The organism is Kitasatospora sp. NBC_01560 (assembly GCF_045208415.1).
In the GTDB taxonomy this organism is placed as follows: Bacteria; Actinomycetota; Actinomycetes; order Streptomycetales; family Streptomycetaceae; genus Kitasatospora.
Genome location: NZ_CP109364.1, coordinates 7,244,850 through 7,263,532, shown reverse-complemented (window position 1 = coordinate 7,263,532; position 18,683 = coordinate 7,244,850). Strand labels below are relative to the sequence as shown.

Below are 18,683 nucleotides of genomic sequence, written 5' to 3'. Positions count from 1 at the left end.
CGCTACCCCCGGGGTCCGTCGGTCGGTGCGGCGGGGCCCTGCTCCAGGACCTTGCGCAGCCAGTCGAGCACGGCGGGCAGGATCTGCTGTTCGGCGCGCGAGCCGCGGACGACGTCGAAGTGCCCGGGGTCCCAGTCCTGTCCGTTCGCCCGGCCGAAGACGGTGAACTCCGTCTCTCCGCCGAGGTGTTCGGCGAGCTTGCGGGCCCGGGCCGGGCTGGCGTGGAAGGTGTCGCCGGCGCCGACGCCGACCAGGGCGGGCAGCCGGACGGCGCCCAGCGCGGCCCAGTAGTCGGTGGCGCCGTCCGCACTGCGGAACGCCCGGGCGGGCGCCCAGTCGGTGAACTGCTTCATCAGGCCGGCCGGTTCGTCCCAGCGGCCCTGCCGCAGCGCGCGGGCCGGGAACCGGCCGACGACGGCGGAGAGCACGGTGGCGAAGGTGAGCTGGGCGCGCTTGCCGAGGCCGCCGTCGGTGTAGTCGTTGACCGCGGAGGCGAGCGTGACCACGGCGCGCAGCCGGTCCTGGAGGGCCGGGTCGACGCCCAGCGCGGCCAGGGCCGCGTAGCCGGCCATGCTGTGGGCGAGCAGCACCAGCGCGCCGGGGTGGTCCTGCGCGACGGCCCGCACGAGGTCCGGTACGTCGTGGCGCACGTAGGTGTCGAAGTTCCAGTCGTACCGGGCGGGTTCGGGCCGGCGGCTGCGGCCGTGGCCGCGCAACGAGGCCAGGTACACGGTGTGCCCGGCGGCCAGCAGGGGCGCGGCGGGGCCGCGGCCGGAGGAGCCCAGGAAGAACGACCCGTCGCTGAACAGGCCCGGCAGGAGGAGCACGGCGGTGCCCGTGGCCCGCACGTCGTCGGGCGGTCGGACCACCTGGACGTGCAGCTCGTGGCCGCCGGAGGTGGCGACCCACAGTTCGGTCATCGGACGGGCTCCTTTGCGCTCGCGAGGAAGTCGTGCAGGGTCACCAGGCAGCGCAGTTCGGCGTCGAGGAAGGCGACGGTGATCTTCGCTTCGGCGGCGGGTTCCGTGCTGCCCGGCAGGTAAAGGCGCTGGTCGAAGCGGGCGCGGTAGACCAGGTCGGCATCCTCCAGCTCGGCCGGGCCTGGTGCGTCCAGCCGGGTGCGCAGCTCGATCTCGCCGCGCGGGATCTCCGCCCGGTAGTCGATCTCGGCCCGGGCCACCACCGCGATCACCCGGTGGTCGGGGTCGATGCCGTGGGCGGCGAGCCAGGCCCAGCGGCCGGCCTCCAGGTACTCCAGGACGACCGCGTTGTTGACGTGGCCGAGCGCGTCGAGGTCGTTCGGGCGCACCGGCAGACGCAGCCGGGTCTCATCGTGGAGCATGTCGTACCGTCCGTCCGGTCGTCCTGGGTACGGGGCCGCCGCCGGCCCTCCAGGTGGCGAAGACCACCGCGGAGGCGAAGCCGCCGCTGTGCGAGATGGAGACCTTCAGCCGCAGCCCCCGGCCGGCCAGCCGGCGGGCGAGCGCGCCGCCGGTGCGGAACGACGGAGCGCCGTGCCGGTCGTGGACCAGCTCGGCGTCCGTCCAGAACCACGTCCGGCCGCCCGGGGGCAGCGCCTTGAACAACGCCTCCTTGGCCGCGAAGGCCCCGGCCAGCCGCTCGTCCGGGGAGGCCGCCGCCGCGATCCGCTGAAGTTCACCCGCGGTGAAGAAGACGCCGGGCTCGCGCAGGGCGCGGACGCCGGCCACCTCGGCGACCAGCTGGAGGTCGTGACCCAGGCCGGTCAGCTGCCGACCAGGTCCAGCCACGTGTCCTCGACCTCGTCGCGGTTGTGCGTCTCGATGCCGGTGATCTTCTTCAGCGCGCCGCAGACCAGCTGTTCCTTCTTCTCCAGCGCCTCGGGCCGGTAGCCGGTCTCGCTGGTGTCCAGGTGGTCCCACCAGTTGACGTGGGTGCCGCGCTGCTCGCGGCTCTCCCGGGCGCTGCCCAGCAGCTCGCCGTCCTCGCGGAGGAAGAGGTGGCCGACGGCGAAGGCGTCCTTGGCGTGGTACTCGCCGCTGTCCACCAGGGCCTTGGCGAAGGAGATGAAGTAGTTGCGGTGCTGGATCTCGTCCGCGGCGACCTGCTTGAAGATCCGGCGCAGGCCCGGGTCCTGGACGACCTGCTGGCACTGGCCGTAGTTGACGGCGGCGGTGATCTCGGAGATCGCCAGCAGCACGAGCGTGCGCAGCATGTCGTCGTCGGGGAAGACCTGGCGGAAGGCGAGGAAGGTCTCGTCGGAGACCGGCTCCATGCCGCTGAGGTCCGCGAGGCGGTTGAACACCGTCTCGTGGTGCGCCTCCTCCTCGTTCCAGTAGCGGCTCCAGGTGCCGCAGGCCTCCATGACGGCCGCGAGCGGCGCGTTCTGCTTCTCCCAGCGGCGGACCTCGACCTCCGCCTGGCGCTCCAGCCGGTCGGCGCCGGGCTTGGTGGTCAGCTCGGCCCGGCCGGCGTTCCACACCAGGTTGCGGTCGAGCGGGGTGAGCTTCTCCAGGTCGACGTCGGCGAGCATCTCGACGACGCTCCAGCGGCGCGACTCGTGCAGCCGCTGCTGCTCCCAGGTGATGTCGATCAGGGACATCTTCCGCTCGGTGATCGCGGCGTACAGGTCGGTGATGATGGCGGGCTGGTCGCTGGTCACCGGGCGTCCTCCGTCTGGCGGCGGTACTCGGCGATGAACTCCGCCAGCACCGCGGTGGTGGTGGTGTCGAGCGGCAGGGCGGGGAGGCGGACGCGGGCGCCGTGGTCCTTGCGCACCGCGTTGGCGGTCCGCGCGAAGGCCTCCATCAGGTCGATGCTGTTGGTCATCGCCGGGCTGCGGCTGATCACCGCGGCGAGCGTGAGGTCGGCGGTGAACAGCTCCGCCTCCTCGATCTTCGTGTGCTCGGCGAACTTGCCGCGGATGTAGGCCTCGACCTCGGATATCTCCGGACGGGTCGCCGTGCTGTCGGACGCACCGGTGCTCATGACGGGACTCTTCTCTCCTGCGCGCAGTGCGCAGGTGGTCGGGTGCGGGGCGGTGTCAGCCGGCGCGCTTGGCGCGGGCGGCGAGGATCGCGTCGCGGCGCTCGGTGAAGGAGCGGGCGGCGGTGTCGAGGGCGGTGGTGAAGGCGGCGAGCTCCTCGCGGGCCTGCTCGCCGGCCGGGCCGAGCCCACCGCGTTCGAAGACCCGCAGCTGGCGCAGGATCGGCTGGACGACGTCGTCGTGGTGCAGCCGCGTGTCGTAGATGCCGGCCATCGCGATCTGTGCGGACTTTCGCCCGAAGTCCTTGATGGTGGAGCCGGGCATCTCGAAGCCGATCACCACGTCGGCGACGGCCCGCATGGCGGCGTCCGCGTCGAGCTCGAAGGCCGCGTCGACGAGGTTCCGGTAGAAGAGCATGTGCAGGTTCTCGTCGGCGGCGATCCGGGCGAGCAGCGCGTCGCAGACGGCGTCCCGGCTCTGCAGGCCGGTGTTGCGGTGCGAGATGCGGGTGGCGAGCTCCTGGAAGGCGGCGTACGCGATGGCGTGCAGCGCGCTGAAGCCGTCGGGGCGGCGGTAGCCGCCGGACATGTGGTCCATCCGGGCGCGTTCCAGGGCGCGCGGGTCGACGGCGCGGGTGGCGAGCAGGTAGTCCCGCAGCGCGGTGCCGTGGCGGTCCTCCTCGGCGGTCCAGCGGTCGACCCAGCTGCCCCAGGCCCCGTCCTTGCCGAACTGGGCGATGGCGAAGTGGTAGCCGGGGAGGTTGTCCTCGGTCAGCAGGTTCACCACCAGGGAGATCCTGGCGACCTCGGGGAGCTTCTCCTCCGCCGGGGTCCACGGCTCGCCGCCGAGGGGGCCCTCGAAGTCGCGGCCGGCGCTCCACGGCACGTACTCGTGCGGGAACCACTCCTTGGCGACCGCCAGGTGCCGGTCGAGGTTCTCCGCGACCACCGGCTGGAGGTCGTGGAGCATCCGGTACTCGGCTGTCGGGTCGGCGGGGCGGGTCTCGGTGGTCATCGGTCTCTCTCTTCCGGGGCTCGGTCGGTCGGCGGGTCAGGCCGGGGCCGGGGCCCACGCAGGGTCGCGGCCGAGCAGGGCAAGGGCACGGTCGAAGGCGGACGCGCCGGGGCCGGTTTCGACGACGGCGCCGAACTGCCCGGCGGTGGCCCGGTAGGCCGGGTCGGCCGGGACGAGGCCGGCGATGTCGAGCAGCGCCACCGCGAGGTCCTCGTCGACCTCGACCGGGTGGCCGACGGTGGTGGCCACGTCCCAGGCGTGCACCAGCAGGTCCAGGAAGTGGAAGGAGACGGCGCGGTCGACGGGGAAGTCCGTGCCGGGCCGGATCTCGGGGATCCGCAGGACGGCGCCGGGGCCGGCGGCGGCGAACGCGGCGGCCACCTCGTCGGCGGAGGCGCGCCAGGTGTCGGCCGGGCGGTCCCCGAGCGGCCGGTCCGCCCAGCGGGCGAGGTCGTCGCCGTCGCCCCGGGCGGCGTCGGCGAAGCCGTGGTTCTGGCCGACCATGTGTTCCAGCAGCCGGCGCAGCGTCCAGCCGTCGCACGGGGTCGGCAGGTCGAGCCGGTCCGGGTCGACGGCGGCCACCGCCCCGGTGGCCAGCACCAGCGCGCGCCGGTGCAGGTCGTGGATGTCCATTTGGTGTTCCCCGTTCTCGGTCCTGCGGTGCTCGGTCCGCGGTGCTCCGCCCGCGGTGTTCGGTCGGCAGTGCTCGATGGATCGGCGGTGCTCAGGCGGCCTTGGTCAGGCGGCACTGCTCAGGCGGCAGTGCTCAGGCAGCAGTGCGGCGGGCGCGGATGGCGACGGCGAACACGGCGGCGCCGGCGGCGCAGATCGCGCTGGCCAGGAACGCCCGCAGGTAGCCGGTGGGGCCGAACATCCCGGCGTGCTCCAGGATCGCCGCCATCACCGCGATGCCGAGTGCACCGCCGACCTGGCGCGCCGTCATCAGCAGGCCGGTGCCCGCCGCGAAGCGCTCGGGCGGCAGCGAGGACGCGGCGGCGTTGGAGATGCCGGTCAGTGCGGCGCCGATGCCCACGCCCGCCACCACGCCGATCGGCAGCCAGACGGCCGCGTACTGCTTCTCCGTGTCGAGCAGCAGGTACATCGCGGCGCAGGAGGCACCGAACAGGGCGGAGCCGGCGAGCACGGCCGCCCACTGGAACCGGGCGCCGACCCGGCGGCCGACGATCACGGCGCCGATCGCGGCACTGAACGCGCCGGGGGTGACGGCCAGTCCGGCCTTCAGCTCGGAGTAGCCCCAGACCGCGTTCAGGTACAGCAGGCTGCTCAGCAGGTAGGCGTACATCGAGGCGCCGAACAGCACCGAGGTGAGGTTGGTGGCCGCGAAGGTGCGGCTGCGCCACAGCGTCCACTCGATGGCGGGCGAGCTGTGCCGCCGGGAGAGCACCAGGGCCAGCACGGTCAGGACGCCGCCGCCGATGAGCAGGGTGAGCACCGAGCCGGCCGTCCAGCCCCACTCGCTGCCCTGGGTGACGCCGAACACGAGGCCGCTGAGGCCCAGGGCGAGGGCGACGGTGCCCACCGGGTCGGGCATCCGGCGCCCGGTCGGCTGGTCGGGGCCGAGGCCGCGCAGGGTCGCCGCGATGATCACCAGGCCGATCGGCAGGTTGATCAGGAAGACGCTGCGCCAGCCCCAGACGTCCACCAGCAGGCCGCCCAGGCTCGGGCCGACGGCGGCGGCCATGCTTCCGACGGCGCCCCAGGTGCCGATCGCCGCCGGGCGGCGGGGGCCCGGGGTGTGCGCGAGCACCAGGCCGAGCGCGGACGGGATCAGCCCGGCCGCGGCCAGGCCCTGGACGGCGCGGGCCCCGACCAGGACGCCCACGTTCGGCGCGAGGCCGCTGAGCAGCGAGGTGAGGGTGAACAGCACCGCCGACCAGACGAACAGGCGGCGGCGGCCGATCACGTCGGCCACCCGGCCGGCCACCGCGAGCAGCGCGGCGAACACCACCGTGTAGGAGGTCACCACCCAGGTCAGGTGGGACAGCGGCTGGGTGGGGAAGCTCGCCCGCAGGTCGGCGAAGGCGACGTTGACCACCGTGGTGTCCAGCACCGCCAGGAAGGTCGCGCCCGAGGCGAGGAGCAGGGCGGCCCGTTCGCCGCGTGAGCGGGCTTCCGGAGCGGGCGCCTCGCCCCCCTCCGCCACGGCGGCGAACTTCGGTGGTGCGAGTGGTTCTTGGGGCGGGACGGTGGTCATTTCGCGGGTTCCCTCCATGCGCGCGACACGTCCGGCTGAACGCGGCCGAGCGTACCATAATGAACGAACGGTCGTGCTGACAACTGTGCGCATGATCGCCGCACCGACGGACCGGCGGACCGTCACTCCCACCTGGGACTCAACGCTCTGACGCCACGTCAGGTGCCGATGGCGTGCACTCCGCCGTCGACGTGGACGATCTCTCCGGTGGTGCGCGGGAACCAGTCCGAGAGCAGGGCCACCACACCCCGGGCGGCCGGCTCGGGGTCGGCCGGGTCCCAGCCGACCGGGGCCCGCTCGTCCCAGAACTCCTCGAAGCCCCGGTAGCCGGGGATCGAGCGCGCCGCCATGGTCTTGATCGGCCCGGCGGCGACCAGGTTGCACCGGATGCCCTGACCCCCGAGATCCCGGGCCAGGTACCGCGAGGTGGCCTCCAGCGCCGCCTTGGAGACGCCCATCCAGTCGTAATTGGGCCAGCTGAAGCGGGCGTCGAAGGTCAGGCCGACGATCGAGGAGCCCTTCGCCATCAGCGGCAGCGCGGCGGTGGCGAGGGACTTCAGCGAGTACGCCGAGACGTGCATCGCGGTGGAGACGTCCGGCCACTCGGTGGTCAGGAAGTTGCCGCCGAGCGCGGCCGGCGGGGCGAAGGCGATCGAGTGGACCACCCCGTCCAGTCCGTCCAGGTGCCCGCCGACCCGCTCCGCCAGGGAGGCGAGCTGGGCCGGATCGGTGACGTCCAGTTCGACCACGGGAGCGGGCTCGGGCAGCCGGGCGGCCACCCGCTCGACCAGGCTGAGCCGGCCGAATCCGGTGAGCACCACCTGCGCGCCCTCCAGCTGGGCCAGTCGGGCCACCTCGAAGGCGATCGAGGACTCCGTGATCACCCCCGTGACCAGCAGCCGCTTGCCGCGCAGAAGGTCACCCATGGTCGTTCTCCCGTTCCGTGCCCGTGCCCGGGACGGCACCGGCGCGCTCGGCCGCCAGGAAGGCGGCCAGCCGGCCGACCCCGTCGGCGATCTGTTCGGTCGTCAGGTAGCTGCAGGACAGCCTGATCCGGTGCGAACCGGCGCCGTCCAGGTAGAAGTCGGCCATCGGCGTCCACAGCACGCCGAAGTCGCGGGCCGAGCGCTCCAGGGCCGCCGTGTCGGCGGCCGTCGGCACGTCCAGCACCACGAAGTAACCGCCCAGCGGCCGGTTCCAGCTCACCCCGTGCTCGGCGGCGCGCTCCGCGGGGAAGGCCCGCTCCAGCTCGGTGAGCAGGGCCTCCAGCGCCGCCCGGTAGTGGGCGACGGCCTTCTCGTTCGCGGTACGCAGCCGGCAGCCCTGCTCGACCAGCAGGCCGCCGATCACCGCCTGGCCGATGCTGGAGGTGTTCACCGTGGTCATGCTCTTGATCTTCGAGATCTCGTCGGCCAGCAGGCCGCGCCGGCCGTCCTGGCCGATCACCTCCTGGTCGGCCACCAGGTAGCCGACCCGCGCACCGGGGAACGCGGTCTTGGCGAAGGAGCCCAGGTAGAGCACCCGCCGGGTGCGGTCCAGCGACTTGAGCGTCGGCAGCGGCGAACCCTCCCGGACGAAGAAGCCGTACGGGTTGTCCTCCAGCACCAGCAGGTCCTCCGCGCCCGCGGCCGCGAGCAGCCGGTGGCGTGCCTCCAGCGGCAGGGTGGAGCCCGAGGGGTTGGCGAAGTCCGGGACGAGGTACAGCGCACGGGGGCGCCGGCCCTGGGCCCGCACCTCGCGGCAGACCTCCCGGACGGCCTCCACGTCGAGCCCGTCCGGCCCTTCGGGCACGGCCGCGACCGGGATGTCCAGCAGCCGGGCCGCACCCGTGATGCCCACGTACGCGGGCGAGCTGACCAGCAGCACGTCGCGCGGTCCGGTGAACAGCGCCCGCAGGGCGAGCAGCATCGCCTCCTGGCAGCCGGTGGTCACCACCACCGACTCGGCCGGCACCTCGATGTCCTCGTCGTTGCGCAGGGTGCGCGCGATCAGCCCGTGGATCTGGCCGTTGGTCCGCCCGTACTGGAAGATCCTGGTGCGCACCGCGTCGGGGCCGTGCCCCTCGTCCGCCAGGTGCTCCAGGTAGGAGCGCAGGTGCGCCACGACCTGGTCGGTGTCGAAGAGTCCCTCGTAGGGGCGGCCCGGGGCGAAGGAGACCGCCTCGGGGAAGCGCCCGGTGACTTCGTTGAGGAAGTTCATCGCGTCCAGCACCGGGTCGGACAGCGATCCGTGCAGCTCCGCCCGGCGCAGCACGGCGGGCGCCTGGGGCGCCAGCCGGCGGCGCAGGAAGGAGGCGGCCTCCTCCAGCGCCGTCCGGCCCGCGTCCAGCACGCCGGACATCGCGAAGAAGCCGTGCACCATGCCGGGGTAGCGGGTCAGCTCGACCGGCACGGCGGCCGCGCGCAGCCGCTCGGCGTACTCCTCGCCCTGGTCGCGCAGCGGGTCGTACTCGGCGGTGATCACCAGCGCGGGCGGCAGGCCGGTGAGGTCCTCGGCGAGCAGCGGCGAGGCCAGCGGCGAGGCGCCGTCGGCCTGGTCCGCCAGGTAGTGGCGCCAGTACCAGTCCACCGAGCGGTGGTTGAAGAAGTTCGGGTCCGTGTTCTCGACCATCGACCCGGTGGCCGCGCGGTGGTCGGTGTTGGGGTAGACCAGCAGCTGCGCGGAGAGCTCGGGCCCGCCCTGCTCGCGCAGCAGCAGGGTGACGGCTGCGGCCAGGTTGCCGCCCGCGCTGTCCCCGCCGACCGCGAGGCGCGCGGGGTCACCGCCGTGCTCCGCGGCGTTCTCGGCCGCCCAGCGCACCGCCGCCAGGCAGTCGTGGACGGCGGCCGGGAACCGGTGCTCCGGGGCGAGCCGGTAGCCCACCGAGACGGTGACGCAGCCGGCGGTGTTGGTGAGGGTGCGGCAGATCGCGTCGGAGGTCTCGATGCTGCCGAGCGTCCAGCCGCCGCCGAAGAAGTACAGCAGGACGGGGAACGGGCCCGGCCCCTCGGGCCGGTAGATGCGGACCGGCAACGGGCCGTCCGGGCCGGGGAGTTCGGTGTCGACCACGGCGCCGACCGGCTCCGGGTCGCCGCCGGCCGCCAGGATGGCGGCCAGGTCGGCCCGGCGGGCCTCCTCGACGCTCAGCGTGTACAGCGGCGGGGCCTCGTCGGCCGCCTTGCCCGCGCGCAGCGCCCGGACCTGCGGGTCGAGTGGCATGAACTCCTCCGGATGGCGGGAAACGATGGTCGGGGGCCGGCTCACACCGTGGCCGGCAGCACGGAAGCGTCCGTGGCCAGGTCGCGCAGCCGGTTGAGGATCGCCCGGCCGGACCGGGCGTACGCGGCGTCGTCGCCGTGCAGCAGGGCGGCCCGGTTGGCACCGTCCAGCAGGGCGATCAACTCGAAGGCGAGCAGGACCCGGTCGGTGTCCGGTTCGAGCTCGCCGAGCTCGATCGCCCGGCCGATCAGCTGCTCCAGGTGCCCGTTCCACTCGCGCTGGGCACCTGCGATCAGGTCTCTGACCTGGCCCCTCCTGGCGGAGAACTCAACCGAGGTGGCAAAGAAGAAGCACCCGCCCGGAAAGACCCGACTGCGCGAGTGCCCGAGCCAACTCTCGCACAGCCGCCACACCCTGACAATCCCGTGGGGCAATCGTCGATTGGGGTTCAACAGGTCTTCAATATAGATCCTGATCGCGGCCCGGACGGTGGCGAGCTGAAGCTCCTCCTTGGATCCGAATAGCGAGAAGACTCCGCTCTTGCTCAGGTGAAGTTCGACGCCCAGTCTCCCCAGCGAGACGTTTTCCAGGCCCTCCACCGAGGCGATTTCCGCCGCCCGCTGGAGGACCATCCGCCGGGTCTGATTGCCGCGCTCGATGCGGCGGTCGGCCACGTGAGCTCCCCCTTCGTCGCCCGCGTTCGGCGCCGTCACCAGGGACGATGTCCGAACACTGTCGGCACTTGACCTGCCTACACGGAGTGATGTTAAGTGAACGACCGTGCGGTCACAAGGTTGCTGTTCGACCACGCGGCGGACCGCACCACATCCTGGGTGGGGGACGTCGAGGCATGGGTTCCATCGGCATGGACGGATACGAGGTCGCTGCGCGGTCGGTCCTCGTGGACGAGGTTTGGCAGTACATCCAGGGCGGCAGCGGCAGCGAGTCCGCCCTCAGGGAGAACCGGGCGGCACTGGACCGCCTACGCGTACGACCACGATTCCTGGTCGACGTCTCGCACTGCGAGACGCGCACCACCGTGCTGGGGGAAGCACTGGCGGCGCCACTGGGAATCGCACCGATGGCCTACCACCGGCTGGCACACCCGGAGGGTGAGGTCGCGGTGGCCAGGGCGGCCGGCCGGGCCGGCGCGCTGTTCACGGTCAGCATGTTCGCCAGCCGATCGCTGGAGGACATCGCCGCGGCCGCCGAGGGCCCGCTCTGGCTGCAGCTCTACTGGCTGCGCGAGCGGCAGGCCCTGGTGGAACTGGCCGACCGGGCGGCGGAGGCCGGCTTCGGCGCCCTGGTGCTCACCGTCGACGCACCGCGGGTCGCCCGCCGGCCGCGCGACGCGCGCAGCGGCTTCACGGTGCCGCCCGACATCCGGGCGGTGAACCTGCCGGCGGCGCTGACCGCCACCGCACACCGGGCCGGCGCCGGCTCCTCCGCCATCGAGCGGCACTCCCGCGAGCAGTTCGACCCGTCCGTGACCTGGGCGGACCTGGCCTGGCTGCGCGAGCGCAGCCGGCTGCCGATCCTGCTCAAGGGCATCCTCACCGGCGAGGACGCCCACCTGGCCATGGAGCACGGGGCCGCGGGCGTGGTGGTCTCCAACCACGGCGGCCGGCAGCTGGACACCGCGGTCGCGTCGGCCGACGCCCTCCCCGAAGTGGTGGAGGCGGTGGGCGGCCGCGGCACGGTGGTGGTCGACGGCGGGCTCCGGCACGGCTCCGACCTGCTCAAGGTGCGCGCACTCGGCGCCGACCTCGCCCTGGTGGGCCGGCCGGTGCTCTGGGGGCTGGCGCACGCCGGCGAGGAGGGCGTACTGGACGTCCTGCGCACCGTCCAAGAGGAGCTGGAGGAGGCCATGGCACTCTCCGGCTGTCCCGACCTCGGGAAGATCACCCCGGCATTCGTCACCCGACCGTAGCACCCCGGACATTTAACCGACCATTACTGTTTCGATTTCCGACGTCGCAACGGCACGACGCGACGGCGATTCCGGCGCTGCCCGGAAACAGTACGAAATCCTGCCTGCACGACAGTTCGAACAAATTGCAGGATTTGATTGACGGCCCCCTTGACGCCTCCTAGGCTGAAGGCATCCGGGGGGAATTCAGAGCGCTTTCTTCAGCGATTCTTCCATGTCCGTGAAGACTTTTATTGGGGGCCCGCGATGTCCTGGGTGGACGTGCTGTTACCGGAGGGTGGGGACGGCGACCCGTGCCTGACCATGGGCCGGACGGTCGATCGCCAGGAGTTCCGCACCCGGATCGACGAGCGCCGGCGCGAGCTGGCCGCCGCCGGCGTCGGAGAGCGCTCCACAGTGGCGCTGCGCCTGCCGCCGTCCGCAGCCGGGATCGAACTCCTGCTGGCCGCATGGGCGTTGGATGCCCAGGTGGTACTGCTGGACGTCCGGCTGGCGCCGGCCGAGCTGGCCCTGGCGCTGGAACGACTGGAGCCGCAGTTCCTGGTCGAGGCGGACCGGGCGCCCGGCGGCTCGCTGCGGGGCTTCCACGAGGTCACGCCGGTGGTGACGGCCCGGACCGGGCGGCCCGCCGGCACCGATCACGTGCTGCTGCAGCTGAGTTCGGGATCCACCGGCCCGTCCAAGGTGATCGGCCGCAGCGCCGCGAGCCTGCTGGAGGAGGTCGAGCGCTACACCCGGATCGCGGACTTCCCCGGCCCCGGCTCGCGGATGGTCGTCCTCGCCTCGCTGGTCCACGTGCTCGGCCTGGTCGGCGGCATCCTGCACAGCCTGCACCGGGGCATCGAGATCGTCGTCCCGGCCCGGATGACGCTGGACGGCATCAGGGCCGCGATCGCGGCCGACGCCCGCCCCACGACGGTGCTCGGCGCCCCGGTCCAGGCACAGTTGCTCGCCTCGGTCCGCGACCCGGCGCCGCTGCCGCACTTCCGCGGCATGATCACCGGCGGCGACGCGGTGCCCGACGCGCTCTGGGAGTCCTTCACCCGGACGTACGGTGCGACCCTCGGCACGATGTACGGGATGACCGAGACCGGGGTCATCGCCACCGACGTCGCCGGCACGCACCGCCCCCGGCTCACCCCCGCCCCCGGGATGGGCATCGAGATCGTCGACGACCAGATCCTGGTCGCCACCCCGGCCTCGCCCTACCTCGGCGCGACGGTGCCCGGCCGCTGGGCCGACGGCCTGCTGCGCACCAAGGACGCCGGCGCGCTCGACCCCGACAGCAACCTGCTGACCGTGCACGGCCGCCTGGACTCCCAGGTGTCGGTGGGCGGCCTGAAGGTCGACCTGCTGGAGGTCGAGCAGACCCTCGCCGGACTGCCCGGGGTGGACTCCGCCGTGGTCGTCTTCGACCGCGACATCACCGCCTACGTGGCGCTCTCCGACCCGGCGGTCCGCCAGGGGCTGGACGCCGCGCTGGCCACCGCGCTGGCCGCCTACAAGCGGCCCCGGGCGCTGCACGTGCTGCCCGAGCTCCCCCGGACCTCGACCGGGAAGCCACTGCGCGACCCGGTCGCGCTCAGCGCCGCCGCCGGCCGCTGAACCCGCTTTCCCCGCGCCACCCGGCCGGAGATCGACTCCGGCCCAGACCGACGAAGGACGGAAAACCCATGTACGACGACGTGTTCCAGTTCATCAAGGGAGTGCTGACGGACATGAACTTCGACACCGAGGCTGTCACCGCCGAGACCGACCTGGGCCCGAACGGCCTCGACCTGGAGTCCCTGGCCATCGCCGAGGTCTCCATCCAGGTGGAGGACCGCTACGGCGTCAAGTTCGCCGAGGACGAGGCCGAGCAGGTCGCCCTGATGAACGTCGGCGCCCTGGTCCAGGAGATCGTCACGCGCGCGGCGGCAGTCGCGAAGTGAACGTGAACCGGCGGATCGACGAGGAGGCCGTGCGCGGCCTGCTCGCGGCCTACCGAGAGCGCCCCGCGGTGGATCAGCCGGTCCAGATCGACTCGATCGAGCTGGCCTGGCTGATCCACCAGGTCGAGCAGGCCTTCGACACCGAACTGGACCTGGACGACGACCAGTTGGCTCGGATGTCCGAGGTGTCCGGCGCCGCCGCGGTGCTCGCGGAGGTCCTGGAGGTCGACCGGAATGGCTGAGACCGTCCGGGCCGGCCGACCCGGCCGACCGGTCCTGGTGACCGGGATGGACGTGCTGACCGCCTTCGGGCGCGGCACCGTCCCGCTCGCGGACGCCGTGTTCACCGGCACGGACGGGTTCCGCACGCTCGACCGGTTCGACGTCTCGGCCCGCCGGGTGGCCCGTGCCGCCCAGCTGCCGGGCACGCCCGACCTGCGGACCGAACTGGCCGCCGTCCTGGCCGGCGCCTGCGAGCAGGCCCGGCTGGGCACGGCGGACCGGGCCGGCACCACGCTGCTGCTGGCCACCACCGCGGACCGGGCAGCCGCCCGGTCCGCCGGCGCCGGCCGGCCCGAGCTCACGGCGGGCGCGCTCGCCACCGAGCTCGCCGGCCGGACCGGGCTGGGCGAGGCCCCGCGCAGCTACACCACCGCGTGCGTGGCCGCCAGCACGGCGGTCGCGGACGCGGCCGCGATGATCTCCTCCGGCCGGGCCGAACGCGTCGCGGTGGCCGCCGGCTACCTGCTGGAGCCCGACCGCTACACGCTCTTCGACAGCGCCCGGGCGCTGGCCGCCGACGGCCGGCTGCGCCCGTTCAGCACCGGCCGCAAGGGCATGCTGCTGGGCGACGCGGTGGCAGCCGTGGTGCTGGAGTCCGCGCCCTCGGCGGCCGCCCGCCAGGTCGAGCCGCTGGCGCGGCTGGCCGGCTGGGGCCGCTCCGGCGACGCGTACCACGTCAGCCAGCCGCACCCGGAGGGTCAGGGCATGGCGCGGGCGATCACGCTGGCCCTGGCCCGCGCCGGGGTGGACGCCGAGCGCATCGGCTACGTCAACGCGCACGGCACCGGCACTCCCGCCAGCGACCTCGCCGAGAGTGCGGCCCTGCACCGGGCGCTCGGGCCGGCCGCGGAGCGGATCCCGGTGAGTTCCTCGAAGTCCGTGCACGGGCACACCCTGGAGGCCGCCGGTCTGCTCGAACTGATCGTCACCGTCCTGGCCACGAGCACCGGGCGGCTGCCGGTCAACGCCGGCGACTACCTGGCCGACCCGGCCTGCCCGCTGGCCGTGGTCGACACCCCCACCCCGGCCTCGCCCGGGTGGGCGCTGAGCCTCAACGCGGCCTTCGGCGGCGCCAACACCGCCCTGGTGGTGGCCTCGTGATCACCACCACGCTGCACCTGCTCGCCGAGGCGGAGCTGGACGGGGCGACGCCCGCGCCCGTCCCGGGGTTCATCGTCTCCTCGTTCCCCGCGCTGGTCGCCGAGGTGGCCGACCGCTGCCTGGGCCTGCGGTACACCGGCGCCCCGCTCCCCGCGGAGCTCGGCGAGCGGACGGCCCTGCTGCTGGTCAGCACCGGCGGCGACCGTGAGACCGCCCGTGCCGTGGCCGACCTGGTGGACCGGGGCGAGCGAGTGTCACCGCTGCTGTTCTTCCAGTCGGTGCCCAACTCGATCGCCGGGCGCATCACCGCCCACTGGGGCCTGACCGGGCCGGTGGTGTGCACCAGCCCGGCCGGCGATCCCCGCCGGGACGCGGCCGAGGTCGCCGAGCTGCTGATCGCCGGCGGCGAGGCCGACGAGGTCCTGGTCGTCCTGGTGGAACAGGCCGGCGCCCCGGGCGAGTCCGACCGGGCCGTCGCGCTGCTGCTCGGCGCCGCCCCCGCCGCGCCCGTCCACGTCTGACACCCGCTCTCCTCAGAGGAAGTGCCTTGAACCGACCCTGGAACCGTGCCGAGCTAGCCGTGGATGCGCGGATCGGCACCGGCAATGTGCTCGCCACCCTGCTCGACCGCGGTGAGGGCCTGGACGACCCGGCCCTCACCTTCGACACCGAGGTCGACGGCCGGCCCGCCTGGCAGCCGTTCAGCCTGCGCGAGCTGGGCGAGCGGGTCGCCGCCCGGGCCGCCGCCCTGCACGCGCTCGGCGTCCGGCCGCGCGACCCGGTCGCCGTGTACGTCACCGACGCCGCCGACCAGGTGCTGGCCTTCCTCGCACTGGCCCGGATCGGCGCGATCCCCGCGCTGGTCAACGGCAACATGCCGGGCGAGATCGCGGCCCGGTACGTCACCGTGCGCTTCGACCGGATCCCGGTGCTGACCGACGCCCCGCACCGCGAGCTGCTGCTCGCCGGGGGCTACGACGCGGCGCTGCTGCACGAGGTCGCCGACCTGGGCAAGGGGGACCCTGCGGACGCCCCGGCGGTCTTCCGCCACCACCCCGAGGACCCCGCGGTCATCACCCACTCCTCCGGGACCACCGGCCTGTCCAAGGCGGTCGGCCACTCGCACCGCAGCCTGTTCGCCTCGATCCGGCACCGGCTCTCGCTGCCCAAGCCGCAGGGCATGGACCGGATCCTCAGCGCCCTGCCGTCCTCGCACGCCGCCACCGTGATCGCCGTCAACCTGGCGCTGGCCAGCCACATCGAGCTGGCGCTGCTGTCCAAGCCGCACGGCCCGGAGGTGCTCGACGCGATCGAGCGCTGGCGGCCGGAGAGCATCCTCGGCTTCGCCGCGGTCTGGTCGGAGCTGGCCGGTCACGACCTGGAGCAGCGCGACCTCTCCTCGGTCCGCGCCTGGTGGAACACCGGCGACTGCGCCCACGAGGCCCACATCCGCCGCCTGGTGGCGGTCGGCAGCCGGGACGCCCTGGTGGACCGCAAGGTGGTCCGCCGGCCCGGTTCGATCTTCCTGGACGGCCTCGGGTCGACCGAGATGGGCCACTCGCAGTTCTTCATCACGCACTCGGTCGACAGCGACCGCTACGGGCGCTGCATCGGCAAGCCGCACGCCTTCTCCAACGTCGCGGTGCTGGACGCGGACGGCGAGCCGCTGCCCGCCGGCCAGGTCGGCCAGCTCGGCGTGGACGCGCCCACCGTGGCGCTCGGCTACTGGAACGACTCCACCACCACGTACCGGACCAGGCGCAACGGCTACTTCCTCACCGGTGACCTCGTCTACCGGGACGAGGAGGGCTACTACTACCACGTCGACCGGATGGTCGACGCCGTCCCGCTGGAGGACGGGGGCTGGCTGTACACCGCCGCCTCCGAGGAGCGGGTGCTCGCCGCCCTTCCCGAGGTGCTGGAGTGCACGGTGGTCGCCGTCGCCGCCGAGGACGGCCCCGCCGCGGGCGTCCTGCTGGTGCTGCGCCCCGACGCCGACCCGGACGCCGACCACCACGAACGGGTGCTCGCCGCGCTGGACGAGCACACCCGCGCGTTCGTCCGGCACGTGCTGGTGATCGACCCGGCGGTGCTGCCGCTCGGCCCGACCGGCAAGGTCCGCAAGGTCGCGCTGCGCGAGATGTACCTCAACGGTGAGCTGCTCGCCGCTGCCGGGGCAGGTGCCCGATGAGCGCCGTCGACGCAGCAGTGGTGACCGGCCTCGGCCTGTTCTCCCCGGTCGGCCGGGGCGCCGACACCGTGTTCGAGGCCCTGTGCCTGGGCAAGTCCGGCATCATGACCGTGCCCGAGGGGCACGACCTGGCGGACTCCATCGCCTTCGCCGGCCTCGCGCCGGACATCGCGGCCTCCGAGGTGCTGCCGCCGAGCGAGGGCCGGATGGTCGACCGGTTCGTGCTGATGGCCCTGGCCGCCGCCGGGGACGCGCTGGCCGACGCCGGACTGACGATCGGCACCGACGTCGCCCCCGACCGGGTCGCGGTGGTGGTCAGCAGCGGTGCCGGCGGCCTGACGACCTACGAGGCCCAGGCCCTGGCCCGCTCCGAGCGCGGCCGGACGGCGATCAGCCCGTTCCTGCTGCCGGGCATGCTGCCGAACATGGCGGCCGCCCGGATCGCCATCAAGTACGGGATCGAGGGCTTCAGTTCGGCCATCGCCACGGCCTGCACGGCGAGCGCGCACGCGGTGGCGGAGGCGTACCGGCTGATCCGCGAGGGCGAGGCCGACGTGGTGGTCTGCGGCGGCTCGGAGTCCCCGCTGAACCCGACCAGCGCCCTGGCCTTCACCCACGCCCGGGCGCTCGCCCAGGACTGGGAGGACCCGACTGCGGCGAGCCGCCCGTTCGACCGCCGGCGCAACGGCTTCGTGCTGGCCGAGGGCGCCGGCGTGCTGGTGATCGAGCGGGCCGCGCACGCCGAGGCCCGCCGGGCCGTCGGGTACGCGGACCTGATCGGCTGGGGCGCCACCACCGACGCGTTCAAGCCCACCACTCCCCGCCCGGACGGGCGCGGCGCGGCCGGCGCGATGAACAAGGCGATCGCCCGCTCCGGGCTGTCCCCCTCCGACGTCGGCTACGTCAACGCCCACGGCACCGGCACCAAGGTCGGCGACATCGCCGAGGCGCGCGCGATCCGCGCGGTCTTCGGCGCGCACTCCCCCGCCGTCAGCAGCACCAAGGGCCTGACCGGGCACCTCCTCGGCGGCACCGGCGCCCTGGAGGCGGCGATCAGCGCACTGGCGCTCTCGGCCGGCGTCCTGCCGCCGACCGCCAACCTGGACGAGGTGGACCCCGAGTGCGAGCTCGACCACGTCCGGGGCGCGGCCAGGCCTGCCGAGGTGACGGCGGTGATGTCGAACTCCTTCGCTTTCGGCGGCCACAACGTCAGCCTGCTGTTCGGCCCGGCGTCCACCAGCCGCCGCCGGCGCCCGGTCACGGCGGGCCGCGATGACTGAACCGACCACGGAGGCCGCCGCCGAACCGGGCGGCCTCCGGGCCAAGGACCTCTACCAGTTCTGGTGGCTGCACGACGCCCGCTGGTACCAGGGCGTGCTCAAGCGCTTCGGCCAGGACGCGGCGAACGAGATCAACGCCGAGGCGGTCCGCTTCGTCGGACGCCGGGTGGCCGCCTGGCACGCCCGCGCCCACCCGATCGGCCCGGACGGGCCGACCGCCGCCGAACTGGCCGGGCACGTCGACGCGATCCTGCGTCTGATGGGCGCCGGCACGATGTCCGAGGTCTCCCAGGAGGTCATCGGCGAGGACGAGTTCGAGACGCTGGTGAGCAAGTCCTTCGCCCTGCGGATGCTCCGCGCCGCAGGCACCCTGGACGGCTACGACTGCCCCTGCCTGGAGCTGCGCGCGGGCTGGTTCGAGGGGCTGCGCACAACCGTCGACGACAGCTGCGTCTCCTGCCAGCGCACGGGTTCCGACGCGTGCCGCTTCCGCGCCGTGCTCCGGCGGGATCCGGACGGCGCCCAGGGCCGGCAGGCGCCCGACGCGGCACCCATTTCCTAACGGAAGGTTTGGCC

General features: G+C 73.5%; 20 protein-coding genes. 9 read left to right on the top strand and 11 right to left on the bottom strand.

Annotation, left to right across the window (positions count from 1 at the left end):
• Positions 1 to 2 precede the first annotated feature (2 nt).
• The 11 genes from OH807_RS31555 to OH807_RS31505 form a co-directional block, all read right to left on the bottom strand.
• Entirely contained in the window at positions 3 to 920 is a 918-nt protein-coding gene (locus tag OH807_RS31555; RefSeq protein ID WP_406205761.1) for an alpha/beta hydrolase, read from the bottom strand.
• The gene (locus tag OH807_RS31550; protein WP_406205758.1) at positions 917 to 1,342 is read right to left on the bottom strand and encodes an acyl-CoA thioesterase; all 426 of its coding nucleotides are present in this window, start codon (positions 1,340 to 1,342) and stop codon (positions 917 to 919) included. The genes OH807_RS31555 and OH807_RS31550 overlap by 4 nt, the downstream gene beginning before the upstream one ends.
• On the bottom strand, positions 1,329 to 1,769 hold the full coding sequence (locus OH807_RS31545) for a holo-ACP synthase (RefSeq protein ID WP_406205756.1): 441 nt from the start codon (positions 1,767 to 1,769) through the stop codon (positions 1,329 to 1,331). The genes OH807_RS31550 and OH807_RS31545 overlap by 14 nt, the downstream gene beginning before the upstream one ends.
• Complete coding sequence (locus OH807_RS31540) at positions 1,745 to 2,641, bottom strand: acyl-ACP desaturase (protein WP_406205753.1); 897 nt, start codon at positions 2,639 to 2,641, stop codon at positions 1,745 to 1,747. Before OH807_RS31540 ends, OH807_RS31545 begins: the two co-directional genes overlap by 25 nt.
• A complete protein-coding gene (locus OH807_RS31535; protein WP_406205750.1) occupies positions 2,638 to 2,967 on the bottom strand; it encodes a hypothetical protein in 330 nt (109 codons plus the stop codon). The genes OH807_RS31540 and OH807_RS31535 overlap by 4 nt, the downstream gene beginning before the upstream one ends.
• A gap of 55 nt (positions 2,968 to 3,022) precedes the next feature.
• The gene (locus OH807_RS31530; protein WP_406205747.1) at positions 3,023 to 3,979 is read right to left on the bottom strand and encodes an acyl-ACP desaturase; all 957 of its coding nucleotides are present in this window, start codon (positions 3,977 to 3,979) and stop codon (positions 3,023 to 3,025) included.
• A 36-nt stretch (positions 3,980 to 4,015) separates the two neighbouring features.
• Positions 4,016 to 4,612, bottom strand: a complete 597-nt coding sequence (locus tag OH807_RS31525) for a TIGR03086 family metal-binding protein (RefSeq protein ID WP_406205744.1) — start codon at positions 4,610 to 4,612, stop codon at positions 4,016 to 4,018.
• Positions 4,613 to 4,745: 133 nt separating this feature from the next.
• Positions 4,746 to 6,194 carry a DHA2 family efflux MFS transporter permease subunit gene (locus tag OH807_RS31520; RefSeq protein ID WP_406205742.1) on the bottom strand — a complete coding sequence of 483 codons (1,449 nt, stop codon included), beginning with the start codon at positions 6,192 to 6,194 and terminating at the stop codon, positions 4,746 to 4,748.
• Positions 6,195 to 6,352: 158 nt separating this feature from the next.
• Complete coding sequence (fabI, locus tag OH807_RS31515) at positions 6,353 to 7,120, bottom strand: enoyl-ACP reductase FabI (protein ID WP_406205739.1); 768 nt, start codon at positions 7,118 to 7,120, stop codon at positions 6,353 to 6,355.
• The gene (locus OH807_RS31510; protein WP_406205736.1) at positions 7,113 to 9,392 is read right to left on the bottom strand and encodes an aminotransferase class I/II-fold pyridoxal phosphate-dependent enzyme; all 2,280 of its coding nucleotides are present in this window, start codon (positions 9,390 to 9,392) and stop codon (positions 7,113 to 7,115) included. The genes fabI and OH807_RS31510 overlap by 8 nt, the downstream gene beginning before the upstream one ends.
• 41 nt (positions 9,393 to 9,433) lie before the next feature.
• On the bottom strand, positions 9,434 to 10,024 hold the full coding sequence (locus OH807_RS31505) for a TetR/AcrR family transcriptional regulator (protein ID WP_406211295.1): 591 nt from the start codon (positions 10,022 to 10,024) through the stop codon (positions 9,434 to 9,436).
• Positions 10,025 to 10,242: 218 nt separating this feature from the next.
• Here OH807_RS31505 and OH807_RS31500 point away from each other — a divergent pair, with 218 nt between their 5' ends.
• The 9 genes from OH807_RS31500 (at position 10,243) to OH807_RS31460 (ending at position 18,669) form a co-directional block, all read left to right on the top strand.
• The gene (locus OH807_RS31500) at positions 10,243 to 11,322 is read left to right on the top strand and encodes an alpha-hydroxy acid oxidase (RefSeq protein ID WP_406205734.1); all 1,080 of its coding nucleotides are present in this window, start codon (positions 10,243 to 10,245) and stop codon (positions 11,320 to 11,322) included.
• 246 nt (positions 11,323 to 11,568) lie between these two features.
• Positions 11,569 to 12,927, top strand: coding sequence for a class I adenylate-forming enzyme family protein (locus OH807_RS31495; RefSeq protein ID WP_406205731.1), 1,359 nt, complete (start codon positions 11,569 to 11,571; stop codon positions 12,925 to 12,927).
• A 68-nt stretch (positions 12,928 to 12,995) separates the two neighbouring features.
• On the top strand, positions 12,996 to 13,253 hold the full coding sequence (locus tag OH807_RS31490) for an acyl carrier protein (protein WP_406205728.1): 258 nt from the start codon (positions 12,996 to 12,998) through the stop codon (positions 13,251 to 13,253).
• Positions 13,250 to 13,495, top strand: coding sequence for an acyl carrier protein (locus OH807_RS31485; protein ID WP_406205725.1), 246 nt, complete (start codon positions 13,250 to 13,252; stop codon positions 13,493 to 13,495). The genes OH807_RS31490 and OH807_RS31485 overlap by 4 nt, the downstream gene beginning before the upstream one ends.
• Positions 13,488 to 14,636: a beta-ketoacyl synthase N-terminal-like domain-containing protein gene (locus OH807_RS31480; protein ID WP_406205722.1), complete on the top strand. Its 1,149-nt coding sequence runs from the start codon at positions 13,488 to 13,490 to the stop codon at positions 14,634 to 14,636. The genes OH807_RS31485 and OH807_RS31480 overlap by 8 nt, the downstream gene beginning before the upstream one ends.
• Positions 14,633 to 15,157, top strand: coding sequence for a hypothetical protein (locus OH807_RS31475; protein WP_406205719.1), 525 nt, complete (start codon positions 14,633 to 14,635; stop codon positions 15,155 to 15,157). The genes OH807_RS31480 and OH807_RS31475 overlap by 4 nt, the downstream gene beginning before the upstream one ends.
• 26 nt (positions 15,158 to 15,183) lie before the next feature.
• The gene (locus OH807_RS31470) at positions 15,184 to 16,827 is read left to right on the top strand and encodes a class I adenylate-forming enzyme family protein (protein WP_406205717.1); all 1,644 of its coding nucleotides are present in this window, start codon (positions 15,184 to 15,186) and stop codon (positions 16,825 to 16,827) included.
• A complete protein-coding gene (locus OH807_RS31465; RefSeq protein WP_406205714.1) occupies positions 16,824 to 18,107 on the top strand; it encodes a beta-ketoacyl-[acyl-carrier-protein] synthase family protein in 1,284 nt (427 codons plus the stop codon). The genes OH807_RS31470 and OH807_RS31465 overlap by 4 nt, the downstream gene beginning before the upstream one ends.
• Positions 18,100 to 18,669 carry a hypothetical protein gene (locus tag OH807_RS31460; RefSeq protein WP_406205711.1) on the top strand — a complete coding sequence of 190 codons (570 nt, stop codon included), beginning with the start codon at positions 18,100 to 18,102 and terminating at the stop codon, positions 18,667 to 18,669. The genes OH807_RS31465 and OH807_RS31460 overlap by 8 nt, the downstream gene beginning before the upstream one ends.
• The last annotated feature ends 14 nt before the right edge of the window (positions 18,670 to 18,683 follow it).